Origin of the sequence: Paenibacillus sp. FSL P4-0184, assembly GCF_038004625.1 — a bacterium.
GTDB lineage: Bacteria > Bacillota > Bacilli > Paenibacillales > Paenibacillaceae > Paenibacillus_AQ.
Genome location: NZ_JBBORN010000001.1, coordinates 4,865,014 through 4,889,021, shown reverse-complemented (window position 1 = coordinate 4,889,021; position 24,008 = coordinate 4,865,014). Strand labels below are relative to the sequence as shown.

At 41.6% G+C, this 24,008-nt stretch carries 25 protein-coding genes; 8 read left to right on the top strand and 17 right to left on the bottom strand.

All coding sequences use genetic code 11. From position 1 onward, the window contains the following. Nucleotides 1-18 precede the first annotated feature (18 nt). Nucleotides 19-1,029 carry an AAA family ATPase gene (locus MKY52_RS21560; protein WP_341053255.1) on the bottom strand — a complete coding sequence of 337 codons (1,011 nt, stop codon included), beginning with the start codon at nt 1,027-1,029 and terminating at the stop codon, nt 19-21. Beyond that, nucleotides 1,026-1,703: a nicotinamide riboside transporter PnuC gene (gene pnuC, locus MKY52_RS21555; RefSeq protein ID WP_341053253.1), complete on the bottom strand. Its 678-nt coding sequence runs from the start codon at nt 1,701-1,703 to the stop codon at nt 1,026-1,028. The genes MKY52_RS21560 and pnuC overlap by 4 nt, the downstream gene beginning before the upstream one ends. A gap of 412 nt (nt 1,704-2,115) precedes the next feature. Between pnuC and MKY52_RS21550 the strand changes: the two genes are divergently transcribed. Then, complete coding sequence (locus MKY52_RS21550; RefSeq protein WP_341053475.1) at nt 2,116-2,361, top strand: ABC transporter permease subunit; 246 nt, start codon at nt 2,116-2,118, stop codon at nt 2,359-2,361. A 32-nt stretch (nt 2,362-2,393) separates the two neighbouring features. On the opposite strand, the gene MKY52_RS21545 is transcribed toward MKY52_RS21550, so the two are convergent. Then, the gene (locus MKY52_RS21545; protein ID WP_341053252.1) at nt 2,394-2,900 is read right to left on the bottom strand and encodes a DL-endopeptidase inhibitor IseA family protein; all 507 of its coding nucleotides are present in this window, start codon (nt 2,898-2,900) and stop codon (nt 2,394-2,396) included. A gap of 333 nt (nt 2,901-3,233) precedes the next feature. Between MKY52_RS21545 and MKY52_RS21540 the strand changes: the two genes are divergently transcribed. Then, a complete protein-coding gene (locus tag MKY52_RS21540; protein ID WP_341053251.1) occupies nt 3,234-3,809 on the top strand; it encodes a hypothetical protein in 576 nt (191 codons plus the stop codon). A 254-nt stretch (nt 3,810-4,063) separates the two neighbouring features. Here the strand turns inward: MKY52_RS21540 and MKY52_RS21535 are convergent, their stop codons facing one another. The 7 genes from MKY52_RS21535 to MKY52_RS21505 form a co-directional block, all read right to left on the bottom strand. Then, nucleotides 4,064-4,645: a DUF4303 domain-containing protein gene (locus MKY52_RS21535; RefSeq protein WP_341053250.1), complete on the bottom strand. Its 582-nt coding sequence runs from the start codon at nt 4,643-4,645 to the stop codon at nt 4,064-4,066. Between the two features lie 21 nt (nt 4,646-4,666). Continuing rightward, nucleotides 4,667-5,125 (bottom strand): SMI1/KNR4 family protein, encoded by a 459-nt coding sequence (locus tag MKY52_RS21530; protein ID WP_341053249.1) that lies wholly within the window; start codon nt 5,123-5,125, stop codon nt 4,667-4,669. Between the two features lie 62 nt (nt 5,126-5,187). Continuing rightward, nucleotides 5,188-5,754 (bottom strand): hypothetical protein, encoded by a 567-nt coding sequence (locus MKY52_RS21525; RefSeq protein WP_076300596.1) that lies wholly within the window; start codon nt 5,752-5,754, stop codon nt 5,188-5,190. 37 nt (nt 5,755-5,791) lie between these two features. Beyond that, nucleotides 5,792-6,442 carry a hypothetical protein gene (locus MKY52_RS21520; RefSeq protein WP_341053248.1) on the bottom strand — a complete coding sequence of 217 codons (651 nt, stop codon included), beginning with the start codon at nt 6,440-6,442 and terminating at the stop codon, nt 5,792-5,794. A gap of 134 nt (nt 6,443-6,576) precedes the next feature. Next, complete coding sequence (locus tag MKY52_RS21515) at nt 6,577-7,587, bottom strand: hypothetical protein (RefSeq protein WP_341053247.1); 1,011 nt, start codon at nt 7,585-7,587, stop codon at nt 6,577-6,579. Further along, nucleotides 7,550-8,218, bottom strand: coding sequence for a hypothetical protein (locus tag MKY52_RS21510; RefSeq protein ID WP_341053246.1), 669 nt, complete (start codon nt 8,216-8,218; stop codon nt 7,550-7,552). The genes MKY52_RS21515 and MKY52_RS21510 overlap by 38 nt, the downstream gene beginning before the upstream one ends. Before the next feature lie 68 nt (nt 8,219-8,286). Next, entirely contained in the window at nt 8,287-8,859 is a 573-nt protein-coding gene (locus MKY52_RS21505) for a hypothetical protein (RefSeq protein WP_076300592.1), read from the bottom strand. Between the two features lie 342 nt (nt 8,860-9,201). On the opposite strand from MKY52_RS21505, the gene MKY52_RS21500 reads away from it, so the two are divergent. The 4 genes from MKY52_RS21500 to MKY52_RS21485 all read left to right on the top strand — a co-directional run bounded on the left by MKY52_RS21500 (nt 9,202) and on the right by MKY52_RS21485 (nt 11,965). Next, nucleotides 9,202-9,909 carry a glycosyltransferase gene (locus MKY52_RS21500; RefSeq protein ID WP_341053245.1) on the top strand — a complete coding sequence of 236 codons (708 nt, stop codon included), beginning with the start codon at nt 9,202-9,204 and terminating at the stop codon, nt 9,907-9,909. Next, nucleotides 9,906-10,622, top strand: coding sequence for a glycosyltransferase (locus MKY52_RS21495; RefSeq protein ID WP_340970750.1), 717 nt, complete (start codon nt 9,906-9,908; stop codon nt 10,620-10,622). Before MKY52_RS21500 ends, MKY52_RS21495 begins: the two co-directional genes overlap by 4 nt. Nucleotides 10,623-10,968: 346 nt before the next feature. Continuing rightward, a complete protein-coding gene (locus tag MKY52_RS21490; protein ID WP_076286235.1) occupies nt 10,969-11,421 on the top strand; it encodes a MarR family winged helix-turn-helix transcriptional regulator in 453 nt (150 codons plus the stop codon). Between the two features lie 25 nt (nt 11,422-11,446). Beyond that, on the top strand, nt 11,447-11,965 hold the full coding sequence (locus MKY52_RS21485) for a GNAT family N-acetyltransferase (protein ID WP_341053242.1): 519 nt from the start codon (nt 11,447-11,449) through the stop codon (nt 11,963-11,965). Between the two features lie 93 nt (nt 11,966-12,058). On the opposite strand, the gene MKY52_RS21480 is transcribed toward MKY52_RS21485, so the two are convergent. The 7 genes from MKY52_RS21480 to MKY52_RS21450 form a co-directional block, all read right to left on the bottom strand. After that, a complete protein-coding gene (locus tag MKY52_RS21480) occupies nt 12,059-13,351 on the bottom strand; it encodes a galactokinase (protein WP_341053241.1) in 1,293 nt (430 codons plus the stop codon). 214 nt (nt 13,352-13,565) lie between these two features. Beyond that, on the bottom strand, nt 13,566-15,164 hold the full coding sequence (locus tag MKY52_RS21475; protein ID WP_341053240.1) for an S-layer homology domain-containing protein: 1,599 nt from the start codon (nt 15,162-15,164) through the stop codon (nt 13,566-13,568). Nucleotides 15,165-15,299: 135 nt separating this feature from the next. Further along, a complete protein-coding gene (locus MKY52_RS21470) occupies nt 15,300-16,901 on the bottom strand; it encodes a hypothetical protein (RefSeq protein WP_341053239.1) in 1,602 nt (533 codons plus the stop codon). After that, entirely contained in the window at nt 16,894-17,607 is a 714-nt protein-coding gene (locus MKY52_RS21465; RefSeq protein ID WP_042189353.1) for an ABC transporter ATP-binding protein, read from the bottom strand. The genes MKY52_RS21470 and MKY52_RS21465 overlap by 8 nt, the downstream gene beginning before the upstream one ends. Before the next feature lie 199 nt (nt 17,608-17,806). Then, on the bottom strand, nt 17,807-18,586 hold the full coding sequence (locus MKY52_RS21460) for a sporulation protein (RefSeq protein ID WP_340970760.1): 780 nt from the start codon (nt 18,584-18,586) through the stop codon (nt 17,807-17,809). 154 nt (nt 18,587-18,740) lie between these two features. Next, on the bottom strand, nt 18,741-20,480 hold the full coding sequence (locus MKY52_RS21455) for an ABC transporter ATP-binding protein (RefSeq protein WP_076300585.1): 1,740 nt from the start codon (nt 20,478-20,480) through the stop codon (nt 18,741-18,743). Beyond that, a complete protein-coding gene (locus tag MKY52_RS21450; protein WP_341053238.1) occupies nt 20,477-22,213 on the bottom strand; it encodes an ABC transporter ATP-binding protein in 1,737 nt (578 codons plus the stop codon). The genes MKY52_RS21455 and MKY52_RS21450 overlap by 4 nt, the downstream gene beginning before the upstream one ends. A gap of 151 nt (nt 22,214-22,364) precedes the next feature. Between MKY52_RS21450 and MKY52_RS21445 the strand changes: the two genes are divergently transcribed. After that, nucleotides 22,365-23,234, top strand: coding sequence for a LysR family transcriptional regulator (locus MKY52_RS21445; protein WP_076286242.1), 870 nt, complete (start codon nt 22,365-22,367; stop codon nt 23,232-23,234). Between the two features lie 260 nt (nt 23,235-23,494). Continuing rightward, nucleotides 23,495-23,989 carry a hypothetical protein gene (locus tag MKY52_RS21440; protein WP_341053237.1) on the top strand — a complete coding sequence of 165 codons (495 nt, stop codon included), beginning with the start codon at nt 23,495-23,497 and terminating at the stop codon, nt 23,987-23,989. Nucleotides 23,990-24,008: the final 19 nt, after the last annotated feature.

Below are 24,008 nucleotides of genomic sequence, written 5' to 3'. Positions count from 1 at the left end.
CCTCCTTTGTTCTTTATTCTAGCCATTCAACTCTCCGAAATAGTTCCGGTAGGGCTCGAACTTTGCCAAGACCTCACTTACTTTGTGCATTCGTTCCTCTAGGTTTCCTCGCAACGTGATATAGGGAATCCGCCGCTCTTTCAAATCGGCAATGATTTGCTTATGAAAAATATGCCGCTTCTGATCCCCGCTACGGTCCCATGTATTCTCATAAGGAATATCATCGTCACACAGGAAAAACAGATCGTAGCGCTGCGCGTTTTCTAATGCGATCCGGGCTAAGCATTCAGGAGCCCGGCCGTGGTAATCCAAAGCAAACATATATGTGGTAATTGCATTGGTATCGACAAAGAGATATCGGTTAGCTTCCAGCAGCGCCTGCTCCTCACGTTCGATATGGCCCAAAGCGATCTCATCGAACGCTTCTAGGTTAATTCTACGATCTACTTGATGCTCGGTCCAGTAATCACGCCCATATTCGCTTGCAAAGGTTGTGCGATACCGCCGCGCCAGCGCTTCGGTGATTGTAGATTTGCCAGTCGACATCGCTCCCACAAAAACCACTTTCGTGATTAACCCCCTATACACGACATCACTTACAAATCTGCGATATTTATAAGGGTTGGCACGCACCATCGTGGCCGAAATCGGTACCCGCTCACGGGCTTCATCCACCCGCCGGTCCGCCGCGCCTAATGCGACACTCATATGCTCACCGTAAAATTCACTAGAGTAAAAATGCGTCACTTGCTCGCCCTTCAGCAGCCCTAAAATATACTTCTCCTCTCGAATCTCATGCTCCCGATCGTTCGAATACCCGTCTGGACCGTCCCAAGCTTCGATTACCCGGACCGTCGGATAGAGCTTGCGGATCCAGTTCGCCCGAATATGAAGCGGAATCGGGGTCACCGTCGTTTCGTAGATTACCACAATCAATTCGTCGACCTCTTGCAACGCGGTCTCGATCATGAATTGATGTCCTTTATGCAACGGGGCAAACTTCCCCAGCGTTAATCCAAGCGTCTTCATACCGATACCTCCTTAGCCCCTTTATTCCAATTGTAATAGCCGTATGCCGCGTTAATCAGATACGCACTCCACATGACGATCATTAGCACCCCTTCGCTACTGCCTTCTAGCATCCGAATTACCCACAGCAGCACCGTAAACATATTCAAAACAATGTAGACCAGCCATTGTTCCTTAAATCTTCTGACCATTAAAAAGGTAGCCACAATGGATAATACCGTTGTAATAGCATCTATATAAGGCGAGTTCTGCCCTGGGATGAACGATAGCCCGATTCCCAGTAACAGGCAGCCTATTACGCAGACAGCTCCAACAAGGAACAGCCACTTAAGATCCATCTGTCGCATGGATAGTTTGCCGTCTTGGCGGTTGTCTTTCCACATATAGAAGCCAATGACATTCATAGGTACAAAGAATAACAAATTCAGCATGACCTCTCCAAACAAACCGTTTATATAAGCCAAGTACGCGTAACCGACGGTATTGTACATTCCGAAAACATAACTCATCAGGTTTCCTTTCGCCGCGAGCACCACACACAGCACCCCGGTGATAAAGACCGTAAATCCGAATAAGGAATCTTTAGAAATAACCGTAAACGCAACAGCAATAGAGGTAAATAAAACTAGCCAGACGATTTCAAACAGATTCCAACCACCCCATGTTTTATTCACTTTCATCCGCTCCCTTTCATTAAATTTCCTAATCTTCACCATTCAGTTTATTGTTAGTAACCTTTTGATAATAACAATTTGTTAATATCAAATATAGCAAAAAGGCGAGGAAGATGCAATAAAAAGGTGAGAATAATTTCCAACTTAAGTCTAGCCCCAGTCCATGGTAGGTATCCTCTTCCTTAGCATAAGCCTATTTCTAGAATCAGCTAACGGTACTTATTCTTGACAATGATTTCTGGCAAGAATATACGCTGACAAAGGAAAAAACCCGCGATTTACGCGGGTTAGCGTTCGAACATGTATTTGTCATCCGGCTACTTCTTCTTCTCTGCTACTACGCTCGAATTATTGCCCACGGGCGTTATTCTTATAGAAATTTGTTACAACCTCCCGTTCCCTATCTTTTTTAATTAATAGCTTTATCGGCTCTGACGTTCCATTTGAACTGGAAGAAGAGGCAAGGGTAGACGGTTGTGGAGTTTGGAGAACATTCTTGCAGATTGTGTTCCCGCTGCTTATGCCGGTGATTGCCACAGTAGCGATTTTAAATACACTTGCTGTGTGGAATGATTTCATGACACCGTTGTTGTTCTTGCAATCCCGTTCAAAGGGTGTATTACTCTTAGAAGTATTCTGCAATCAGTTTTTTCAATGAATAATTTATCTCCCTATATAACAGGCGCTATTTCATTTTTTCCTTCTTAGTATCCTACTCTTTTTTTTGCATGGATCGTAACGGTAATCGGCATATCGGCTTCTGCGTAAATTGATCGTAAGTACTTGGGTGGATGGGTTGCGCAAGATGAAATAACGAATAGATTCCCCATCAGCGATTGAGTCGCCTGGAATACCTAGAATAGCGTCAACTATTATATTTGTGCTTGTCTGGTTTATAATTTTTAAACCCAGCACTCTGCTAGGCAATCCCCCCGTATCTGCATCAGGAGAGTAAAGACGTCCCCGAATGTTTTTGTAACCTGCGGAGCAGATCATGCGATTTGCGTACACATTGCTCCAAAATTGGCGGTAATACCGAAAAATTTTGATTCGGGTCGAGAATCGCAAGGGAAGTCTGTAGTAATCAAAATCACCGATTCGAATCGGTGGACTGTTTAGATCATACGAAAAGACTACTTTCTCCCATGCCTTTTCCGCATTCTGAATAAATGCCATAAGTCGTTTTCTCGAAACCATGCCGTCTCCCTCCTTATCGCTCTTCCATTGCATTCTATGTATGTTACCTTATGGAAGGCACGGCAAGAATGGATCCTCGTATTTCATCCTTGTATACCTACATTTCGGGAGAGAATATCGATCATTTCCATGCAAGCTGCAGCACACAAACAAAACGCGACTAAACCGTTCCTACCGGCAGCCGCGTCATTTCTTGCTAAGTAATTTCCTTATCTCTCTAGCAGTAAATCTAAATCCCGAAAGCCTGGAGTGCTTTTTCGATGAAATGTCCAAACGCATCTTTCCGGTAAAGCATATGTTGCAGATAACTGAATTTTCAAGGAGGGAAGCATATTGAATAAGAAAAGAAAACGTCAAGTCCCCGTTCGCAAACAGCAAAACGAATTTATAACACCTGCAATTTTAAGACGAACGATACGAAATGTGCTACCCTTCTATCGCGAAATCGTGCGCAGTCCAACATACTCAGCTGCATGGGTACAAGCGGTGAATACGATTGATTTTGTGCAGATGGAAAGACTGTTTCAAAAGGTAAGCCATGCCCCAATTGCAGAATTGGGATCAGGGTACAGTTTCGGCTTTCGTACACCTATGCGGGATCGACTATACGTCAATGGTTTTTTTCTTGACCCCGCTCAAAGTAAGTATAAAGTGGGAGAACATCTCGTAGTAGTACAAGCTATTCTTCCCTTATACCTCAGGTTGGCGACTGATATTCCATTTGCAACGCGTGTCACTGCCGCAATTAATTCAGGTAATACGACAAGACTGAACAGTTTAATTCGCGGATTAATACGCTCCCGTTTTTTACTAACTATCAGAGCACAAGATTCAGGCTTCAGAATCAGCTTTAGATTTCCGATCAGTCGCAAAATATATACTAATTACACCTTACTAGGAGTGGGCTAGTTAGTTGTTAAGACTGCCGGCTTTCACTGGTGGCAGCAACTGATTGAACTACTCGCGACTAAAGTGGCAAGATTCCTAAGTACGGGAGACTAACGTCTCCTAACGGATCAGCCCGTAAAAACACACCGTGCTTTGTATAAATCTCACCTACATATCAGAGTCTTTCTTGTAACAGAATCCGCTAATGAATTTGCAGTTATTGCTACTCCTGAACCTTCATTTATGGGTTTGACACTTCCCTTAAAGATGAGCTTCTACTCCGCCGCTTCCGTCAACCATGCTTGCATAACCGGTGATTCCGCCCGATTTAAACGTAGGGCAATTTCGGTATTAACCTCATCCGGCGGCATGACCTCGACAAGGACACATACTGACTCTCGCAGCTGATTCATGGCAAACATGCCTTCATCATCGAGCATTTTCATCGCCAGCTCCATGGCCTTCAGCCTCAAATCAAACTCGCGATTCCCTTCGTCATTCTCAAGATCCGCAATGAAAGGACGCTCAGCAAATCGTTGTTTAACGTGCTCAAAGTTCTCATCCCCGAAACAACAATAGGGTGAATCGGCATAGGACCATTTGATGAGTTCAGCAATCGTCGATCCCGGTGTGTCACTTTCGTCTCCTTGTCTGGTCGATTCCATCTCCAAAGCTTCCCACGACCAGGCGGAGATGCTAGGCGCATGTCCCTCGCCAGTAGTATTTAGCGTACAGTAATAATAATGTTCGCCATTTTCAAAAAGAGCACGAAAAGACGTTCTGGCAGCAGCGGCGATTTCTATCGCCAGCGTCTCTATTTCTTGCATCGGCTTCATGATAATGGTCCTCCTTTCCATTAGTCGATCAGCTCAGATTATTTAAGAACGCTCGTCAATCAGCCGTTCTAGAAATTCCGCAAACGTTGAAGCATACTTGTCGATCAAATCATTCATGAGATCATAACACATGATCGGAAATTCCCCCTGTTTATCTCTAGTAGACGTATCAAAAAAATAAAGCTCGTCGCTATCCGGCACGAACAAGTCCAGTCTGTGGGGAAACCGACCTACCCACCATACCTCGGCTTTATTCAGTCTATGTATGTAAAGAAGGTCGCCGTCGTAATACTCTCTATGTTCCGGAGCTGCGATCGCTAGAATATTGCCGTCTCCCAACCGGGCATTACCGTAATGAACCAGCCACCAGCGATAAGATGGCGGCAGGCAGAATCCTAATTCCTCTTCAGCTTCTGCTATCCAGCTTTCTTCCGCACCATGGCCAGGAAACCATTTTAAAGCGGAGGTCGTTTTCAGTTTTTCTGCCAAACGCTCATACATAAGTTCGATCCCCTCTCCTTATACATGGGTTTATTGTAAGTTTTGGATATCTCTCCAATCTTCTACAAATGATATGGCGGCGCTTTTCCTGCTACAATGTTATCAGGATGAACGTCAGTTGGCTCATAGTCATTCATACGGAGAAGGATATACTCAATCTCTTCTAATGGCATCTGCAATTTTTGGCTGACTTCATAAAGACCCATGTCTTGCGAAAGTAGTTTCCGTGCTTGATTTAACTTTCCATTTAGCCAATTGTTTTCAAGCATCCATTTCTTCACCAGATCCAATAGTTGATTTTGAGTTTCCTTATCTGCATGCTTATTATATTTAGCGACTGACTCTGACAAATAGTTACAAAGGTGACTGCCTAATACCTCACGTTGCTCATGCTTGGACATCCGTTGGTACTGTTCATAACTTATGCTGATATCTAATTCGAGGGTATGATCCCTGCTATCAAAACGTCTGGATGTTGTTCGACCATAACTTTCAGGTAAAACACGCAATACAAAAAAGATATCATAGGGAAACTTCCATGTATTTGCTAATTCCTCTAAGGGCAGCAGCTCATCTCTCAATTGACCAACACACGTTCCATGTGTATCCAAAGTAAAAACTAGTTTCATGCATACCTTCCTCTCCCACACTTAAGGAGCATCCGGATCATCTGTTATTTTCTGAGATCGCTTCGCAGCCTTTCGACAAGAGCCACTGCTCCATAACTTCAAACGCCTGCCCCGCATCCTGTTCATAGAAGACAGCCACCTCTTGCTGGTAGGCATAATTCAATCGTACATAGCCGCCCAGCTGCCGGTAGAACAGGAAACAAGCATAGGCATTCTCAATGGACAAATCCGGCGGAAATTCGTTTTGGCATAAGTCGGCCAGTTCGGGCAGCGTAAGCTGATCCTGTCCTTGTGGCAAACGCAAAAAGAGATGGCTCCGAGTGCCCGTCCACGGTTCATAGTAGATGCTCTCCCCTTGGCTGATTCCATACACCTGACGATATATTTCATCCAGCACCAAGGCGTACATCCCTTCGTCTTCCTGCTCCCGTGCCTGGAGGGAAATCGCCTTTACGTGCTCCGCATGCCGAGGTAGCCAGAGCAGCCTAGCTGTCTGGGGATGTACTGCCAGAAAATCACCGTCCACCGTTGTACCTATAACGATACACTCGCCGATCTGTTGCTCACTAATGGGGCTGTTTTCGTCATGCTCCCATAATCCGTACTCGGCAAAAGGTTTAAGCACCTCCGCATCGGGAAGCTGAACATTCAACCACCCTCTGTAAGTCCCTTCACCGAATCGCCGCAAAAACCGGAGGTAGCCCTGTGGATAAACAGTAACGTCTTCCTTCGCAAGTGCTTGGTTTTGGCCGTCAGATAGCGGTTTTGGCTGAGATACGATGTACATAAATACTCCTCCTGTTAACTGAACGATCCTACCTTTTATTGAAAACCCAATGCCGCTAAAGATTGTTGTATTTCCCGGTCTGCTTTACTTTTGAAAGTTGCAAACTCCACTGAAGATAAAGAATTCGGAAGTTTCTGATGGATAAAGGAATCAAAATCGATTGCCGTCTTGAGAATACGAAGCGTGTGCAGCAAAGGTAGTTGCTCCATTCCCGTCAAACGGGTTAAGCCTTTACAATTCCTGATAGACAGCTCCTCCAGTGCCTTCATTTCCTGGTTAAAGCTGATTTCCTTCAGCTGGATTTGATCCTCAATAACAAGTCTCTTCAGCGCTTGAAAGGCTGTAATATTGGTCAGGTCATGGAAGCCGCGGACTCTAGTAATCTCCAGGTTCTCGATTGTATTCTCTTCAATTTCATGAATGTGCTCCCGGCCTCCAAGCAAAATGCGAAGGTGCTCCAGCTTCCTCAGCCGGTTAATACAATGTAACGGCAGTTTACTGATCGAATGCAGCGCGAGATAATTCAAGTTCTCCAGATAACCTATAGCATCAAGGTTTTTAACCTTACCCCCTACATGCAATTCCTCCAGATCAGAGAACTCTTTAAAATATTGCAGGTTGAGGGTCTTTTTATCCGAGATAATGTTTAATTTATTTAGAGAGTGCAACGTATCAATCCCCAGAATTTCCGAATTCTCCAGCTCGTATATGCCTATGCTCAAACTGCGCAGGTGATCCAGCTTCGCCAATGCTTCAGTGTTATGTGCCTGGGTGAGACTATCGAGGTGCAGCATTTTCACATGAGGAATCCGCAAGAGAGTATGACAATCAAAAGACAGCGAATAGTGGGCGTAGAAACGTACTCCGAAATCCTCATTCCAGCGCGCGCAAAGCTCATCCACTTCTTCCAATATGGAGCCATAAAAATCCGGGTGAGAAAATTGAATAATCACTTGGTTACCGTCGTGCAAATCCCGCTCGATCAGATCCCGGTCCAGCAGGGCAGGATTATTGATCAGAATTCTTTTTTTCCATATTTTCCGCATCCATTAATCCTCCTTTTTTGCCATTGATCACAAGCCCGTATTTACTGAAAATCCACGATTTGCTCAAATCGTGAATCGCATCATGGCTTATACGCACAGAAGGCTTTTGCTCCTTCATAGCATCAGCGTCATGCGTCGAGAAGCGAAGCGGCTTTGTCATTTTATTAATAGAGTCTTTTATTTCATCGAAAAACTTATATGTTAACGGCTTATGATCCCTGATATCCTCATAGATATAATACTTCCCGTTTTCATCTTCCAAATCCATTTGAAAGCCTTTAGGAAATGAAAGCAAGATACACGGCAATTCATCCTCTGCCCATTGTCCGTAATAGGGAAAATGGACACCTTCATTTCTCGCAAAAAATCCGGAGCCTTTATTATCAGACGCAACAGAAATGGAATAAACAAAGAATGGGTGACCATCATTCCTTTTTTCCTCTGCCGTAAAATAATGATAAAATGACTGATACGCCTCATAAACCTGATTCTGGTCATGCTCTGTCTGGGCATAATTGGTTAGATAAAATTGCGCTTGCTTATGTTCAAAAAGCTTCAAAACGCTTTCAAACTCTTCCGGCCTTATGAAGAATCTAAGTTTATAAAATCCGCTGTTCTTTAATCTATCCATTTCTTTTCTCTCACCGCCATGTTCTAAAGTGTCATCTCAGATGACCTTAGCCATTTGCTCATGTATTTTCAAAATTCATATTTCGCAAATCGTTCTTTGAGAGTTTCTTCGTGCGGGATCCACTCCCAATCGCTCCATAATGACATTCTTACGAGTTCTGACAGCTTATCTACGGCTTGTGCCGGACTCGTAATGCTAATGAAGTCGTCAAAATCCTCATTGCGGATATCCAACGCTTTCTGCAAATAGTCATCGTTAAGACGCTCTTCTTTGAGTTGTTCATATTCATCCCTCGTCCACTGTTCACAAAAGATTCTTTCGGCCTCAATATCTCCATTCTCGAACAACGACAACTCGAATATTTCCTCATTTATATATCCGGCGGTCATCACTGGCTCCTCGATAAGCCGAGACAGCGTTTTGCCGATCTTCTTCACCGTACCCCATACAAAATAATCATGGAGCACGCTGATCCAGTACTCGTTGCTTTTGCTTACGTACATGACAACATTGAACTCTTGAGCCTCATTATTTGGCTTGCCTAATACTGTGGCATGCCCTTCGCTTAGCTCTCTTAATGCTCCGACAGTCTTCTCAAGGTTGTTCGACTTGATATGCAAATTTGCGAATGATCTTCCCACGAGATGGCCTCCTCTTATCGCTTTCTTACTCAGACTGATTCTTGTTTATATCCTATAGATTGTATCTAAGTATGTCTCTTATTTCCATTATAGTGATCATTTGTCCTGAGTCTTCCTACTTTCCACCTGAATTTTGAAAATGGCCTTTACCAGGGAGAGATACTGTATTGGTGCTTCAAGCTGAGCTATATCTCAGTAGCACAGTCATGACTGTGGTTTTGTGTTCTATATAAAAATCCATTTTTGCATCCCTGAGGTTGATATGCCGTTACTCTATCCTAACTTGGACATATCGTATTATGAGACTTTTCCCAAATAAAAAGCATCTAAGGGGTTGGTTAAATGAATGGTGTTTCCATTATTACCTGTACAAATCGTAAAAATTATTTAAACAACCTACTCCATAATTACAACAGACAACGATATGCCCAAAAAGAACTCATCATTATTATCAATAACAATGCAATTCCACTATCTCCCTACCAACAGTTAGCTAAAAATCACAAAAACATAAAGATATTTCGTAAGCCAGAACATCAAACTCTGGGTTCATGCTTAAACTATGCCGTAACGAAATGCAAATATCATACCATCGCCAAATTCGATGACGACGATTATTATGCCCCTCATTATTTGACAGAAAGTATTCAGACATTAAATAGAACAAATGCTGATATTCTTGGAAAACGAGCTCACTATATGTATTTAAGTGGTTCAAAGACTTTAATCCTTCGTTTCGCGCATGACGAACATCGAACAGTTACCCATCTCCCAGGCGCTACACTCGTCTTCAAACGTAAAGTATTCGATCATGTGAAATTCCCTAATAAAAACGTGGGTGAAGATGATCTTTTTTGCAGCAGAAGCAGAAAGAAAGGTTATAAGGTTTATTCTGCGAGTAAGAATAACTTCGTAGCCATCCGTAGAAAAAACTCTTTAAAGCACACATGGATCATCAGTGATAGCACTTTAATAGCAAACCATAAGATCATCCGTAATATTAAAAATTACAAAGCATTTGTTGGACGCAGTCCAAAGATCAAATTATGAAACGGGCTACAGATTCCACTATATCTGCTGTATCTATTCTGACCTGTACGAAACGAGCTGACTGTATAAATACACTGTTTGATAACTATCGACGACAAAATTTTAATCTTAAAGAACTTATCGTAATCATAAATAATGATAGTTTGAAGATAGATGACTATACAGCTGCTGCAAAAAAACATAAGAATGTGTGGGTTTTTAAAGTACCGGAACATCATTCTCTCGGTTATTGTTTGAATTTTGGTGTGCAATTAGCGAATTATAGTTATATTGCAAAATTTGATGATGACGATTATTACGCTTCCAACTATTTAACTGATAGCATGCAAATACTCCATAAGACTAAAGCAGATATCGTTGGAAAACGGGCTCACTATATGTATTTGAATGATAAGAAGTTACTTTTGCTTCGTTACCTCCGAATGGAGAATAAATATGTAACCAATGTTCAAGGTGCGACCCTACTCATTAAACGCAAGGTGTTCGATCAGATTTCTTTTCCAAATCGGAACAGAGGTGAATGCGTTAAATTTTGTGCTGATTGCGCAGCTCGTGGCTTTAAGATTTACGCAGGTAATAAGTATAACTTCGCTGCAATTCGTAGAAAAAACTCCAAAGATCACACCTGGATCGTCAGCGACAAGAAGCTTTTATCAAAAAGTGTTAAAGTTATTAAAGTAAAAAACTTCAAAAAATACGTCACTCGAAACTGAATTAATGAAATACGAAATGCAGACTTTGGCCAGATCGAGTTATTTGCTGATGTTACCGGACACTGTTCAATAACGAGAGACTACCATTTGTGCGGTAATAACCCAATAAAAAGACTGGATGGCAACATAACCATGTTGCTATCCAGTCTTTTTATAAGGGCTTCCAATCGTGAAATACCAAGAGTTAGTTTTATAAATTTCTAATACATAGAAGTCACGCTTCACTTTACTCCCCTCGCTATTTTATTTATTTATTTATTTTTTATTGCAAATGCAACAATTATGAGATAAATTAATATATATTATTTATTGCATTTACAACAAAACACGCACTAAGGAGTTATTTATGAAGGAAATCCTACGTGAAATTGGAATGATAGCTAGGGCATTAGATTCAATAAGCAATATAGAATTTGCAGAACATGACCTTACAAAAGGGCAATATTTGTACCTCGTTCGAATATGTGAAAACCCAGGAATAATTCAAGAAAAGTTAGCTGAGTTGATAAAAGTAGATCGAACAACAGCTTCACGTGCAATTAAGAAATTAGAAATTAATGGATTTATTGAAAAGAAAGAAGACAATCAAAATAAAAAAATAAAAAAACTATTTCCTACGGAGAAAGGGGTTACTTTGTACCCATACATAAAAAGGGAAAACGATTATTCCAATAAGGTCGCATTATCTGGATTCTCTGAGAGTGAAGTAGAAACTATGTTTACCTTGCTGCAGAGAGTCAGAAAAAATGTAGAAAAAGACTGGGAGTTAGTCAAAAAAGGAAACAAAAGAGATTATTGACTTAGTAAACGGAGGACAAATAAAAATGACCATAAATATAAAAAAGTGTACGTTTGAAGATTTAGGGTTACTCCAAGAAATCAGTGTTGAAACATTTAACGATACATTTCAGAATCAAAACTCACCTGCAATTATGAATGCTTACTTAGATCGTGCTTTTAATTTGAAACAATTAGGAAAAGAATTATTGAATAATTGTTCGGAATTCTATTTTATTTTTTTGAATAAGGAAGTTGCAGGGTATTTAAAGCTAAACTTTAATGATGCCCAATCAGAAAAAATGGGTAATGATTCGCTTGAAATCGAGAGGATTTATATCAGGGGGAAATTTCATAAACGGGGACTAGGTAAATACCTGATGAATAAGGCTTTAGACATAGCAAAAGATCAGAATAAAGAGAAGATTTGGTTAGGCGTTTGGGAAAAAAATGAGAATGCAATTAAATTCTATGAAAAAATGAATTTCGTTCAAACAGGGACTCACTCTTTCTATATGGGTAATGAAGAACAAATAGATTTTATAATGACTAAAACACTCAGTTAATATTCTCATATTTCGTAAACTAGAACATCATCAGAAAAAAAATCGGCACCAAGTATATAGATATACGCTAACTAGGTGCCGACTGATAAACGCCTATAATAGATTTAAATTAATAGCACCATGCTTACGAATGCGGACAGGATAAATCTGCTCAACACCAAATGAGTGCATATATGCTTTATAGGAATCCGTGTATTCTTTTGGCAATAAAGCCATTATAACTCCTGCAAAACCGCCTCCATGTACCCTGCAGGCTCCTGCCCCCTTCTCCTTGATAAACAGCTCAGTTAATGCCAAATATAGTGTCACACCCTGTTCAGTAGGAGTAGAGTTAGAATAGCAATTTTGCAGCCATTTCCAGGATGAGTTTCCAGATTCATTTACGAGTCTTATGAAGCTGTTTGCATTATCGTCTGTTAAAGCTTCTACTTGTTGATCAACTCGAATGTTTTCCTCATAGAAATGCAGTGCTCTCAATACAGCTCTATCTCCAACACTCTCTCTAAGTTTGTCCAGGTTGTCCAATATATCTTGCTTTTCTAAATCACGAAGCACATTTTTCCCAAGTTCTCGGGCAACAGCATTCATTTCTGTTGGAATTGAGGAGTATTCTTCACTTAAATCTGCATGGTTTGCACCTGTGGGGACAATAAATAACTCATAACCTTTGTCAATGGATGAAAAATTTAATGTAGTGATCAGCGGAGCCTCGATGTTTTTAAAATCAATCGAAATTAGTCCCCCATATCCACAAGCAATTTGGTCGAGCAAACCCGATTGTTTGTTCCACTCTGAATTCTCTGCATATTGGCCTATCTTGGCACATGTAACGACATCCATCTCGTTATTGTTGTAGAAGAAATTAATAATAGAACATATCAACATCTCAAAAGAAGCTGATGAGCTTACACCTGCTGCACTTATGACATCACTTGTGATACAAACATCAAAACCGCCTAATTTATAACCGTAACGTTCAAAACCGTCCAAAATCCCTTTAACTAAGGTATATGTTCCTGAAAGGTTAAGGCTATTCCCACTCGAATTTAAATCAATAATGAAGTCTTCGTTATAGGTAATGCTTTTTATACGAATAATATTTTGATCATTTTTCGCAGCCGCTCCAATACAATCCATGTTTATACTGGCAGCAATTACTTTACCTAGATTATGATCTGTATGATTGCCACTAATTTCACTGCGCCCTGGTGAGCTAAAGAGAAACACTTCGCCCTCTGCAAATTTTTTTACATATTCCTGAACCAAGGTTTTATATCTTTGCTTTTGATCGTTAATGATAGATGGAACATCACCATACAGACTTTCTAGTGTTCTTTGAAATTCTTTTGATTCGATCAGTTGAATTGTTTCTGTAATTGATGGCATCCTTTGAATTCCTCCATATGTATAATTGCTCAAGAAAAATATAGCATTTATTAATTATTTCATACTAGGGAAAAATGTAACTTTTATATGGATGATTATGACTTATAATTCTTTAAATATATATATATTTAGTGTATAAGTTATTGCGCTGTGATAACCAAATAAAAAGACTGAATGCCATAGCAAGGTAGCTATATGCATCCAGTCTTTCTTTTTAAAAGGTATAATCGTAAAATTTCTCTACATTACTTACGCTAGACCATATATCTGCGCTTTCCCCACCTATATACCAATAAGCAATTCCAGCTAGATTGTTCTTAACGCTTAAATCGTATTTTGCTATTAAAGAACGGCCATCCTCAATCCAGATCGTGTGCTTTATGGACTGCTTTGAATAGTTGGCAACATATTGTCCTAAAGTCTCATTCCATACGGGCTTCATTCCATAGCTACTAATAATCTGATTTTGCTCCGGAAGCGAGATATACTTTGAAGATGAAACCGTACCATTCTGATTCAATGTCCAGTCACGATTATATAAAGGCAGTGCCAATATAACCTTATGGCTGGGTACGTCCTTTAGTACAGTATCCACTGCATGTTGATCAAAAGGAATAGAAGCATTGGGCCCTGGAAGCTTACTCCCGTCATAATGTTCGTCATAACCCATCATCACCATATAGTTCACTTGCTTACCTAGTGCAGCGTAGTCAAAAGCATCTGTCCAATCTGTTCCAAGATCAGGAGAGACGTCTATTGATAGCTTCGCGTTAAGAGCATGCATTTTCTCAGCTAATAATGTAATGAACGAGGTCAAATACTCACGATCGTCAGGCGCTACATTTTCAAAATCAATGTTTAGTCCATCTAATCTATATTTACTCACTAAAGCTACTAATTGATTTACTGCAGTATTCCTTGTGGTTACACTCGACAACATTTGATGGGTCGCTTCTTGATCCGATCGATTGCCTACCATCGCCCATATTTTCTTATTATTCTTCTTTGCCCATGTGATCAGTGAAGCATCCGTTGAATCCGTTACTGCACCTGTTTTTCCTACATAATACCACCGTGGTGATAAGGTGTTAACGTTGGATTTCAGAACCGTATTCTCATATTGTGCCGTCGTCTGCCCATATTGCCAGCCTATAACGATTCGATCCTCCGGCTCATCATCGAGTTCTGCTGCCCAACTCTCATTTTGCAGCACTCGGTCAATGAGGACGGCCGTTTCCTGTCTAGTTATAGGATCAGAGGGTCGGAAATTCTTGCGATTATCCCCCTTCATTAAACCTAGATCATTTACAGTTGCAACAGCTGATCTTGCCCAGCTAGCAATTTCATTTCGATCATTGAACGAAGTTAGAGCATGAGTATGGTTTGTTTGCTTTAAAGCTTTGGCCATCCATACAGCCGCTTCCTGCCTGGTAACTGCTTTTGCTGGCGTGAAAGTAGTTGCCGATGTGCCGTTAGCCAGCTCAAGCTGAACAGCTGCCTGTATCCAGCCGTAATACCAAGCTTTTTTAGCTACATCTGTATAAGGAGATACTGGACTGACTGCCGGATCAAGCTTTAGCAGACGGTCAAGAACCGTAATGAATTCCGCTCTAGTAATCGATTTAGTAGGTGAGAAGCTTGTCGCCGTTGTGCCGGTTAATATGTTGCGGTGATACAAATCTATAATTTCATTTTTAGCATAACTAGTATCTATATCCTTAAAAGGCGCCTCATCATCAGCCGATATATGTTGAATAAATACTCCAGCTACAAGCACTACTACAAGTATCGTAATTACAAATCTATTGTTCACGAGATGATCCTCCTCGGATATAATCTTCGAATTATACCAAGGATAGAAGCTATAAACACTGCTAAAATATTGGTAGAGCGCAAAAAAAACAGGGCATCCCACTAGCCGTTACGACTTTTAGGATCCCCCTATGATTTAAAGAGCCCGAAATAAAAGCTCCCCTTTGGATTGAATATATCGATACATCGCACCACAAACCACTATTATTAGTAATCCAATCCCTAACAATACGAGATTGCCATTCAGATCAGATAGCAGCAGACTCAAACCAAATGGAATCAGTAAGCTTATAAACCCTATCAACATCGCCACTAAGACGGATGCGCTTTGTTTGACTACCGATACTTCATTTGTCCACTCCAGTTTAGGTAACTTCAAGTTAACGAGTACACCAGTCATTGCAGTAAGACAAGCATAAAGGACCGGAATAACCAATAATAGCAAGCTTTCCACCCATCCCGTACCTAGGGAAATCATAAGGAACACACTACTTACAACCGCAATCGGCACGGTAATCGTAAGATTCACTGCAATTTTACTTAGCAATATCGTTAATGTCGGCACAGGTGCGCTTTTTAAGATCCAAATATTATTACCTTCGAGCGATATAGAACTGGATGTCGTACAGCTTAAAGTTACAAAAACGGAAACAAACAGTGGAGCCAGTCGATTCAGATAATTTGAAAGCTCTGGTATCTCAACGAGTTGTCCTAGTTGCTCTGCACTAACGAACAATAAGGCGATCGCTAACACAAGTAACATTACCATGCCTATACTCGTGTTAAGTACATAGATAGAAGAACTAAAATAGCGACGCAGCTCTTTTTTATACAATGTGTAAAGCGGTGAGGATACTGCAAGTGATTTCATTTGATATTTATTTTTTGAAAAAGAAGTCGTAAGACCTGTGTGGATCGCTTTATATTTGCTACCAAGCACGATGGTAAACAGCATAAAAGAAATCAGCGAAAACCCAATAAACAATACTAAGGAATCAAACTGAAACGAGCAAACCGCATTTACATACATAAGCGTCAAAGGATACAAGTTGTATATTTGATCAGCAATTTGAGCGCTCATATCCGCAAGTAATTGTGGATTGTTACCATTTATTTGACCTGAACCAACAATTATAGCCATAATTACAACAAAAGTTAGGATGAGCGTTATTATACGACTTCCTTTAAATCTTGAGGAAACCCAGCTGATCAGAGCACCTATAATCGTTGCAGCTATGATCGGCACTAATGGAATAAATAACAGTGTCATCAAAAAATACAAATAATATAGTACGCCGGGATTCACCTTTATAGCATAAACAATGCCTGCAGGTACCATCACCATCAAAGAGAAGAATAGGTTTAACACATAAAGCTGAGCCACCCGACTTGCTACAATATGACTCGTTTTGATTGGCAGCGACATTACGAGATCGTAGTCTTTGGAGCCAAATAATACACCACTAGCCTTATAGATCGTTGTAAAAAATCCGATTAAGCAAGTAACTGCCATCATTATCGCAAGCAGTAGCTCTGGCCGGCCAATCTGTTCAAGGGTCTCTGCTATCATATAGCTATAACCAAATGAAACCACAGCCATCATAACAATTCCAATTAGGATCCCGATGGTCAGCCAAAGCATTTTTCGTCTTTCTTTCACATCACGTGTGTGCAAAGCTTTATTTAACCCAAAGGAAGAGATCAGCTGAATCTTCGTCAATCTCCAGATATTAATCATGCTTAATCAACTCCAAAAATACATCTTCAAGGCTGCTGTCACCCTTCACCTCTTCTGTTTTCCCATGCGTAATCAATTCTCCCGCTTTGATGATGGCAATCTTATTACAGAGCTTCTCCGCTACATCCAGTACATGCGTTGAAAAAAAGATCGCACTGCCCTGACTGCAAATCTCCGTCATGATTTTTTTAAGCGTGTGTGCCGCTTTTGGATCAAGTCCCACAAAGGGCTCATCCAGAACTAACAGCTTCGGTTTATGTATCAGTGCTGAGATGATCGCGAGCTTCTGCTTCATACCATGAGAATACGAGGAGATTAAATCCCCCAAATGAGATGTAATCTCAAATTCATCGCCATATTTCTTAATCAACAACTCCCGATCTGCTTTCGATACACTAAAAAGATCACCAATAAAATTCAAGTATTGAATGCCGGTCAGATGATCGTATAGATCTGGATTATCTGGAATATACGCAGTGATCGCTTTGCAGGCTAAAGGATCTTTTTTGATGGAATGTCCACCTATTTCGATATCCCCCTCTTCAAAATCAAGAACACCTACTACTGCCCGAATCGTCGTTGTTTTCCCCGCGCCGTTATGACCAATAAAGCCATAAATATCGCCTTTCTCGACCACTAAGTTCAAGTCATTCACTGCCTTCTTACCGCCCTTATAGCTCTTGGTAAAATGCTTAATCGTCAGCATCTTGGCACTCCCTCTCCGTTCGTATTCGTATTAGTAACTTTCATCATGCAATCAATGCCTACCGTTTCATACGTTGTTAGGATAGTTTTACTATAGTACGTTTATCCTGTCCATTTAGTTCATTCCTTCATATAAATAAATTTTTCTTTATAAAAACGAAAAAAGAGAGGGGTTCTCCCCCTCTCTTTTATAATCCTGTTTATACGTATTTATGGATCGTTGCGAGCAGTTGATCAGCTACATAGTCAACTCCGTAAGCAAGTTGATTGTGATCGAAGCGTATTTTCACAAAACTCTCATCTGTATCAAGCGCATCGGCGAACAAACCAGCTAAACCACGTGCCTTGCGATCAATTTGTAGGAGCAACTCAATGCCATCCTCATTTGGAAAGAAAACGATTTCTAATTCGTCTAGTTGATTCCGGAACTGTGAGGGGGGAACGAATTCAAATTCTTGAACAAAATCTAACCCATTGATCCTGCCGTAACGCGGTGCATATTCACAAGTCACTTCACGAATATGGAACCCGAGCTGATTCATCGCATCCAAAATAATAGCACAATATGGATGAGGGCCTACTTGAAGATAATCCTGATCCTTCGGATCAATTGCCTCTTTAATATCAAGTCCGGTTTGAATCCAAACCGGCGATCTACCTAACGTCACTGGCGTTATCGCCGGAAGCTGGAATGAGACAGGAAATTCATAGACCTGCTCCGCCACTACTTTGAATTTACTTGCTAACAGGAATTTGGATACCGTCGCTTCCACTTCCATCTTCTTATCGTTCAGCTCTTTCAAGTAACGTGTCTTAACGAATGCGTAGACGTCATCGACCTCCTGATCCACTCGGCCACCTTGAATTCGAACGGTACCACTGATCGTATCACCTGCGTTCACGAAATCTTGATGGAGCATGAGATCTACTTTAGCCGCTCCAATTCCGGCACTCGCGAGCATTCGTTTAAACATTGACATTGTAATGAATTCCCTCCCTAGTATTTGCATATTTAAGGATACGAAGGGAACCACCTGAGGTTTCATTTACGGGACGGTAAATGCCATGCTACTGACAAAAAAAGAAGCATCCTCACCCAAAATTGGGTCGAACACTTCTTTTTCTTCACAAAGTCTACGCTGAGGCGAACTGACTGTTATATAATCTGGCGTAATATCCACCGCTGGCTAGGAGTTGATCATGCGTACCACTCTCCACAATGTCTCCATCCTTCATGAAAAGAATGAGATCCGACTCTCGAATCGTTGACAATCGGTGGGCAATCACAAAGCTGGTCCGACCAGCGATCATAGTCAGAAAAGCCTTCTGAATCCGTACCTCAGTTAATGTATCAATACTGCTTGTAGCCTCGTCTAAGATGAGCATAGGCGGATCTACAAGCATTACTCGTGCAATGGTAAGCAGCTGCTTCTGTCCTTGGGAGAGATTATCCCCTGAGCCACTGATCTTCGTATCATACCCTTCAGGCAGACGTTTAATGAAGCTATGAGCATTAGCAGCTTTAGCAGCAGCGATGACTTCTTCCTCTGTAGCCCCAGGTTTCCCGTAAGCAATATTATCTCTGATCGTGCCCCCAAAGAGCCAAGTATCCTGCAGCACCATCCCAAAATTACGTCGTAGACTGTCACGCGTAATGGTCTTAATATCCACACCATCAATCTTGATGGACCCACGGTCCACATCGTAGAAACGCATGAGCAGGTTTACCAGCGTCGTCTTCCCTGCTCCAGTCTGACCTACAATCGCAACTCGGGTACCGGGCTTCACTTCTAGACTGAAATCGTTAATCAAGGGACGTTCTGGATTATAAGCAAATGATACTTTTTCGAAGGTAATGGTTCCTTGACTTGTACTCATGATTTTGGCGCCCTTAGAATCAGCGGGTTCTGGTGTTAGATCGAGAATGGCGAAGATCCGCTGCGCAGAGGCAGTTGCCGATTGAAGCTGTGTAATCACACCAGTTATTTCATTAAACGGCTTAGCGAACAAGTTGGAAAAGATCAAGAAACTGGACAGATCCCCTACCGTGAAATGACCCCGAATTACCATAACACTACCGATCATAGCTATAACTGAGAACGTAACGTTATTTACTAGCCGCGTTGTCGGATTGGATAAGGAGCCATAAAATTGTGATTTCACACCAGTCTGATATAACGTCTCGTTTTGTTCTTCAAACTGAGACATTGCACGTTCTTCATAATGATAAGCAGTGACCACTTTTTGCCCGCCGATCATTTCCTCCACATAGCCATTGAGACCACCGAGAATCTTCGCCTGCTCTTTAAACATCTTTTGAGAGCGCATCGTAATAAATCTGGCCACAAAAAAGGTGGCGGGTGCTGACAGAAGAACTACTAAGGTCATCAGAGGACTGATGTACAACATAAGCACAATTGCCCCAACAATGGTGATGATCCCTGTAAGCAGTGTGGAGAAACCTTGCAGCAGTCCATCAGAGACGGCATCCATATCGTTAACAAACCGGCTGATACTGTCTCCTTGCGGGTGGTTGTCGTGAAATTTTAAAGGCAAAACATTTAATTTATCAAAAAGCTCCCGCCGTAAGTCATATACAGTCCGGTAGGCGATTCGATTCGTCAGATAGGTAAGGAGCCATCCAAAAAAGCTGCCGACAATATATACCGCTGCCAGAATCAAAAGCAGTCTAAGTACGGCGTCAAAATCCACCTCTCCCGGTCCGATCATAAAATCAATGGCTTTACCGATAAGTAGTGGTCCGATTAGACTGGCGATCACACTGAGTAACGCGCATATAACTGCCCCAATAGCTATTTTTCTATAATGTCCTGTATATACAATTAGTCTTTTCCAAATGTTGTTTTTGTTCATTGGCCCGACTCCTCACTCGATAGCTGGGACAGGCAGATTTCTTTGTACACTTCACAACCACGCATCAGCTCCTCATGGGTTCCGACACCGGCGATCCGCCCTTCCTCAAATACCATAATTTTATCCGCTTGCCTTACAGTGCTCACCCTCTGCGAGACAACGAGTACGGTCATTTGCTGGCTACTCTCTTTGAGCGCTTTACGTAGAGCCGCATCAGTAGCGAAATCCAGCGCACTGGAGGAGTCATCCAGAATTAGAATCGACGGCTTACCTACCACTGCGCGAGCTATCGTCAAGCGCTGCTTTTGCCCCCCGGATAAATTAAGTCCGCCACGTGATACCTGCGTATTCAATCCTTCTGGCAATTTACGAATAAACTCTTCCGCCTGAGCAACAGAGGCTGCTTGCATGATTTCTTCCTCGTTTGCGTCTTCCTTACCCCAACGAATATTCTCAACGATTGTTCCAGTAAACAACACTGCTTTTTGCGGCACAATCCCTATTTTCTCACGAAGCTGATGCAGCTTATAATCTCTGACATTCACTCCATCCACTTTAACTTCACCTTGCACTGCATCATAAAAACGTGGAATTAAGTTCACGAAAGTAGATTTACCAGAACCCGTACTGCCAATCAGCCCCACAGTTTCTCCGCGGTTAATGACTACCGAAATATCCTCTAATGCCAATTCTCCTGTTGTATTATAACCAAACGATACATGATCGAATGATATGGCAGGAGCGGTATGATCAGGTTCAGTCATCACAACATTCCCGTCCTCGGACACGGATGCTTTGACACTCAGCACTTCATTCACACGATTGGCAGAAGATGAGGCTTTTGTAAAAATAATGACCAAGTTGGAGACCACTATAAGTGCCAGCAAGATTTGAGTGACGTAATTGATAAAGGCAATGATCTCACCTTGAGACAATCGCCCCCCATCAATGTGAATTCCACCTACCCATAAAATAGCTATGATCGCCGCGTTTACTACAAGTGTCGTCATAGGTCCAAGTAAAGCGGAAATCCGCGAGACCCGGATCGCTGTAGTGGTTAAATCCTCAGATGAGGCATCAAAACGTTCTTTTTCCGTACGTCTCTTCGCAAAAGCACGAATGACTCGTATCCCCGACAAATTCTCACTAAGAACGAGCGCAAGGGCATCCAGCTTCTGCTGGTATTTTCGATACAAAGGTGCACTTCGAGTGATAATAAAATATAATATAATGCCAAAAATCGGCGTTGCCGCTATTAAAATCAGCGATAATCTAAAATCCAAAATCATGGACATTATGATAGCCCCGATGCAGATAAACGGCGCACGAATAACCAGGCGAATCAGCATAGCCACTGCAATCTGCAGCTGGTTTACGTCATTGGTAATTCTGTTAATCAGCGTAGGCGTACCGAACGTATCCAGCTCAGCGTACGATAAAGATGTAATATGTTTGAACATTTTATTACGAAGCGTCGTGCCGAATCCCTGAGATGCTCGTGCTGCATAGTATTGGCACACCATGGAGCAACCGAATCCAAGCAGAGACATCAGCACCATCAGGCCACCCATACGGTATACATAAGCACTGTCATGATTTCCTACCCCGTTATTGATGATTAATGCGACAATAGTAGGCAAAATCAGCTCCAGAATCGCTTCCATCAGCTTGAAGATTGGACCGATGATGGCTTCTTTTTTGTACGGCTTTAAATAGACTGCAATTTTAAACAACGTCATCCACACCCAACATAAGAAGTATTTAAGCACTTGAAATATGTATAATAACAGTTATGATTATGGCATATCTACTCACATATTAATAATATTTGATTCGTATCGCTCCCATACGATTAACATATCTCAAGTTCGGAGGATTCTTTTTATGGATATTAGACAGCTTAAATATTTTATGGCTATCGCTGAGGAAGGACAGATTACTTCTGCAGCCAGAAAGCTGCAAATGGCTCAGCCTCCGCTCAGTCAACAGCTTAAGCTGCTTGAGGAAGAACTAGGCGTCAAGCTTGTAGATCGAGGTCCGCGCAGTGTACAACTTACCGAAGCAGGAGCCATTTTGCGTGACCGGGCTCAACAAATTCTGGAGCTAGCTGATTCCACTGCCCGGGAGCTCAATGATTTTGTCAAAGGCTTAAAAGGAACTCTCGCCATTGGCACTGTGTCTTCCTCAGGAGCGACCCTGCTCCAAGATCGACTATGTGAGTTTCACAAAACGTATCAAGGCGTTAAATTTGAAATCCATGAAGGGAATACCTTCAGAATCATCGACCTTTTGAACAAGGGCATTGTCGAGATTGGCATTGTTCGGACACCCTTTAATGCTACAAATTTAGAATGTCTTTACACACAAGCTGAGCCTATGATTGCCGTAATGACTCCAGAGTATGACTGGAAAACAGATGAAAACTTCGTTGAGATCGGTGAGTTAAAAGATAAGCCGCTCATTATCTACCGCCGTTTTGAGCAGCTTATCCGGGAAACCTGTCTTGAGAATGGTTTTGATCCGCTAATTTTCTGTATGAATGATGATGCGCGAACAACACTGCTCTGGGCAAATGCTGGTCTTGGCATCGGAATTATCCCCAAATCCGCTTTCGAATTAACGAGTAATCGTAATTTGATCTATAAAGAAATCAGTAGTGAGTCGCTTCGCACGCGGGTCGCCGCCGTCTGGATCAAAGATAAATACTTATCATCACTAGCTTCCAAGTTTATTGAAAGCTTTAAGAATGGTTAAACAACAGGCATGTTACTATATATGTAGCGATCGCACCGAAGAACTCTATTATTCTGGAATATCAAGGTGAGTACATCGAAATCCCCTTCCTTACTGTGATGCATTATGAGTATCTTGCCATTCTCGGCGAACGCAACGTTCAATTATTCGGAGATTACTTCCCGATTCGCTTCGACTAATTGGATACGATAGAGGGTGACAATTTATCTTGCCAAGTCCATCCTAAGCAATCCTATATTCGAAGTGAATTTAATGAATTTATGGAGCAGCAAGAATCCTATAACATTATGGAGAAGCAAGGAACATCCCATGTCTACTTGGGATTAACGGATACTTGCACCGAAGAAAATTTCTATCAAGCGGTGAAGACAGCGCAGGAAACGGCTATTCCTATCCCATTAAAAGACTATGTAAACGAGTTTGAAGCTGAAAAAGGCGACCTATTCCTCATTCCAACAGGTACAATGCATGCATCAGGAAAAAATAATCTTGTCCTCGAGATTTCATCAACAACATGGTGGTTTGCGTTTAAAATCTATGATTTCTTGCGCAAAGGAATGGATGGTAAACCTCGTCCGATTTATATTGATCACGCCTTTCCGAATATTGATTTCTATAAGAAAACAGCGTGGGTGCACGAGAATTTAATCGCTAAGCCCGTACTATTACAATCTCAAGGTCGCAACGAAATGGTGGAACTTGGTCAACGAGAGGATCTACTTTTCTATGTACACCGATTACATTTAACTGATTAATGGGAAGATCATACGGATC

What these genes read in the sequence shown, in the direction of transcription:
- MKY52_RS21560 (WP_341053255.1), bottom strand. Translation starts at nt 1,029, where the DNA reads ATGAAGACGCTTGGATTAACGCTGGGGAAGTTTGCCCCGTTGCATAAA.
- MKY52_RS21545 (WP_341053252.1), bottom strand. Translation starts at nt 2,900, where the DNA reads ATGGTTTCGAGAAAACGACTTATGGCATTTATTCAGAATGCGGAAAAG.
- MKY52_RS21535 (WP_341053250.1), bottom strand. Translation starts at nt 4,645, where the DNA reads ATGGAAAGGAGGACCATTATCATGAAGCCGATGCAAGAAATAGAGACG.
- MKY52_RS21530 (WP_341053249.1), bottom strand. Translation starts at nt 5,125, where the DNA reads ATGTATGAGCGTTTGGCAGAAAAACTGAAAACGACCTCCGCTTTAAAA.
- MKY52_RS21525 (WP_076300596.1), bottom strand. Translation starts at nt 5,754, where the DNA reads ATGAAACTAGTTTTTACTTTGGATACACATGGAACGTGTGTTGGTCAA.
- MKY52_RS21515 (WP_341053247.1), bottom strand. Translation starts at nt 7,587, where the DNA reads ATGCGGAAAATATGGAAAAAAAGAATTCTGATCAATAATCCTGCCCTG.
- MKY52_RS21510 (WP_341053246.1), bottom strand. Translation starts at nt 8,218, where the DNA reads ATGGATAGATTAAAGAACAGCGGATTTTATAAACTTAGATTCTTCATA.
- MKY52_RS21500 (WP_341053245.1), top strand. Translation starts at nt 9,202, where the DNA reads ATGAATGGTGTTTCCATTATTACCTGTACAAATCGTAAAAATTATTTA.
- MKY52_RS21495 (WP_340970750.1), top strand. Translation starts at nt 9,906, where the DNA reads ATGAAACGGGCTACAGATTCCACTATATCTGCTGTATCTATTCTGACC.
- MKY52_RS21490 (WP_076286235.1), top strand. Translation starts at nt 10,969, where the DNA reads ATGAAGGAAATCCTACGTGAAATTGGAATGATAGCTAGGGCATTAGAT.
- MKY52_RS21485 (WP_341053242.1), top strand. Translation starts at nt 11,447, where the DNA reads ATGACCATAAATATAAAAAAGTGTACGTTTGAAGATTTAGGGTTACTC.
- MKY52_RS21480 (WP_341053241.1), bottom strand. Translation starts at nt 13,351, where the DNA reads ATGCCATCAATTACAGAAACAATTCAACTGATCGAATCAAAAGAATTT.
- MKY52_RS21470 (WP_341053239.1), bottom strand. Translation starts at nt 16,901, where the DNA reads ATGATTAATATCTGGAGATTGACGAAGATTCAGCTGATCTCTTCCTTT.
- MKY52_RS21465 (WP_042189353.1), bottom strand. Translation starts at nt 17,607, where the DNA reads ATGCTGACGATTAAGCATTTTACCAAGAGCTATAAGGGCGGTAAGAAG.
- MKY52_RS21460 (WP_340970760.1), bottom strand. Translation starts at nt 18,586, where the DNA reads ATGTCAATGTTTAAACGAATGCTCGCGAGTGCCGGAATTGGAGCGGCT.
- MKY52_RS21455 (WP_076300585.1), bottom strand. Translation starts at nt 20,480, where the DNA reads ATGAACAAAAACAACATTTGGAAAAGACTAATTGTATATACAGGACAT.
- MKY52_RS21445 (WP_076286242.1), top strand. Translation starts at nt 22,365, where the DNA reads ATGGATATTAGACAGCTTAAATATTTTATGGCTATCGCTGAGGAAGGA.
- MKY52_RS21440 (WP_341053237.1), top strand. Translation starts at nt 23,495, where the DNA reads ATGGAGCAGCAAGAATCCTATAACATTATGGAGAAGCAAGGAACATCC.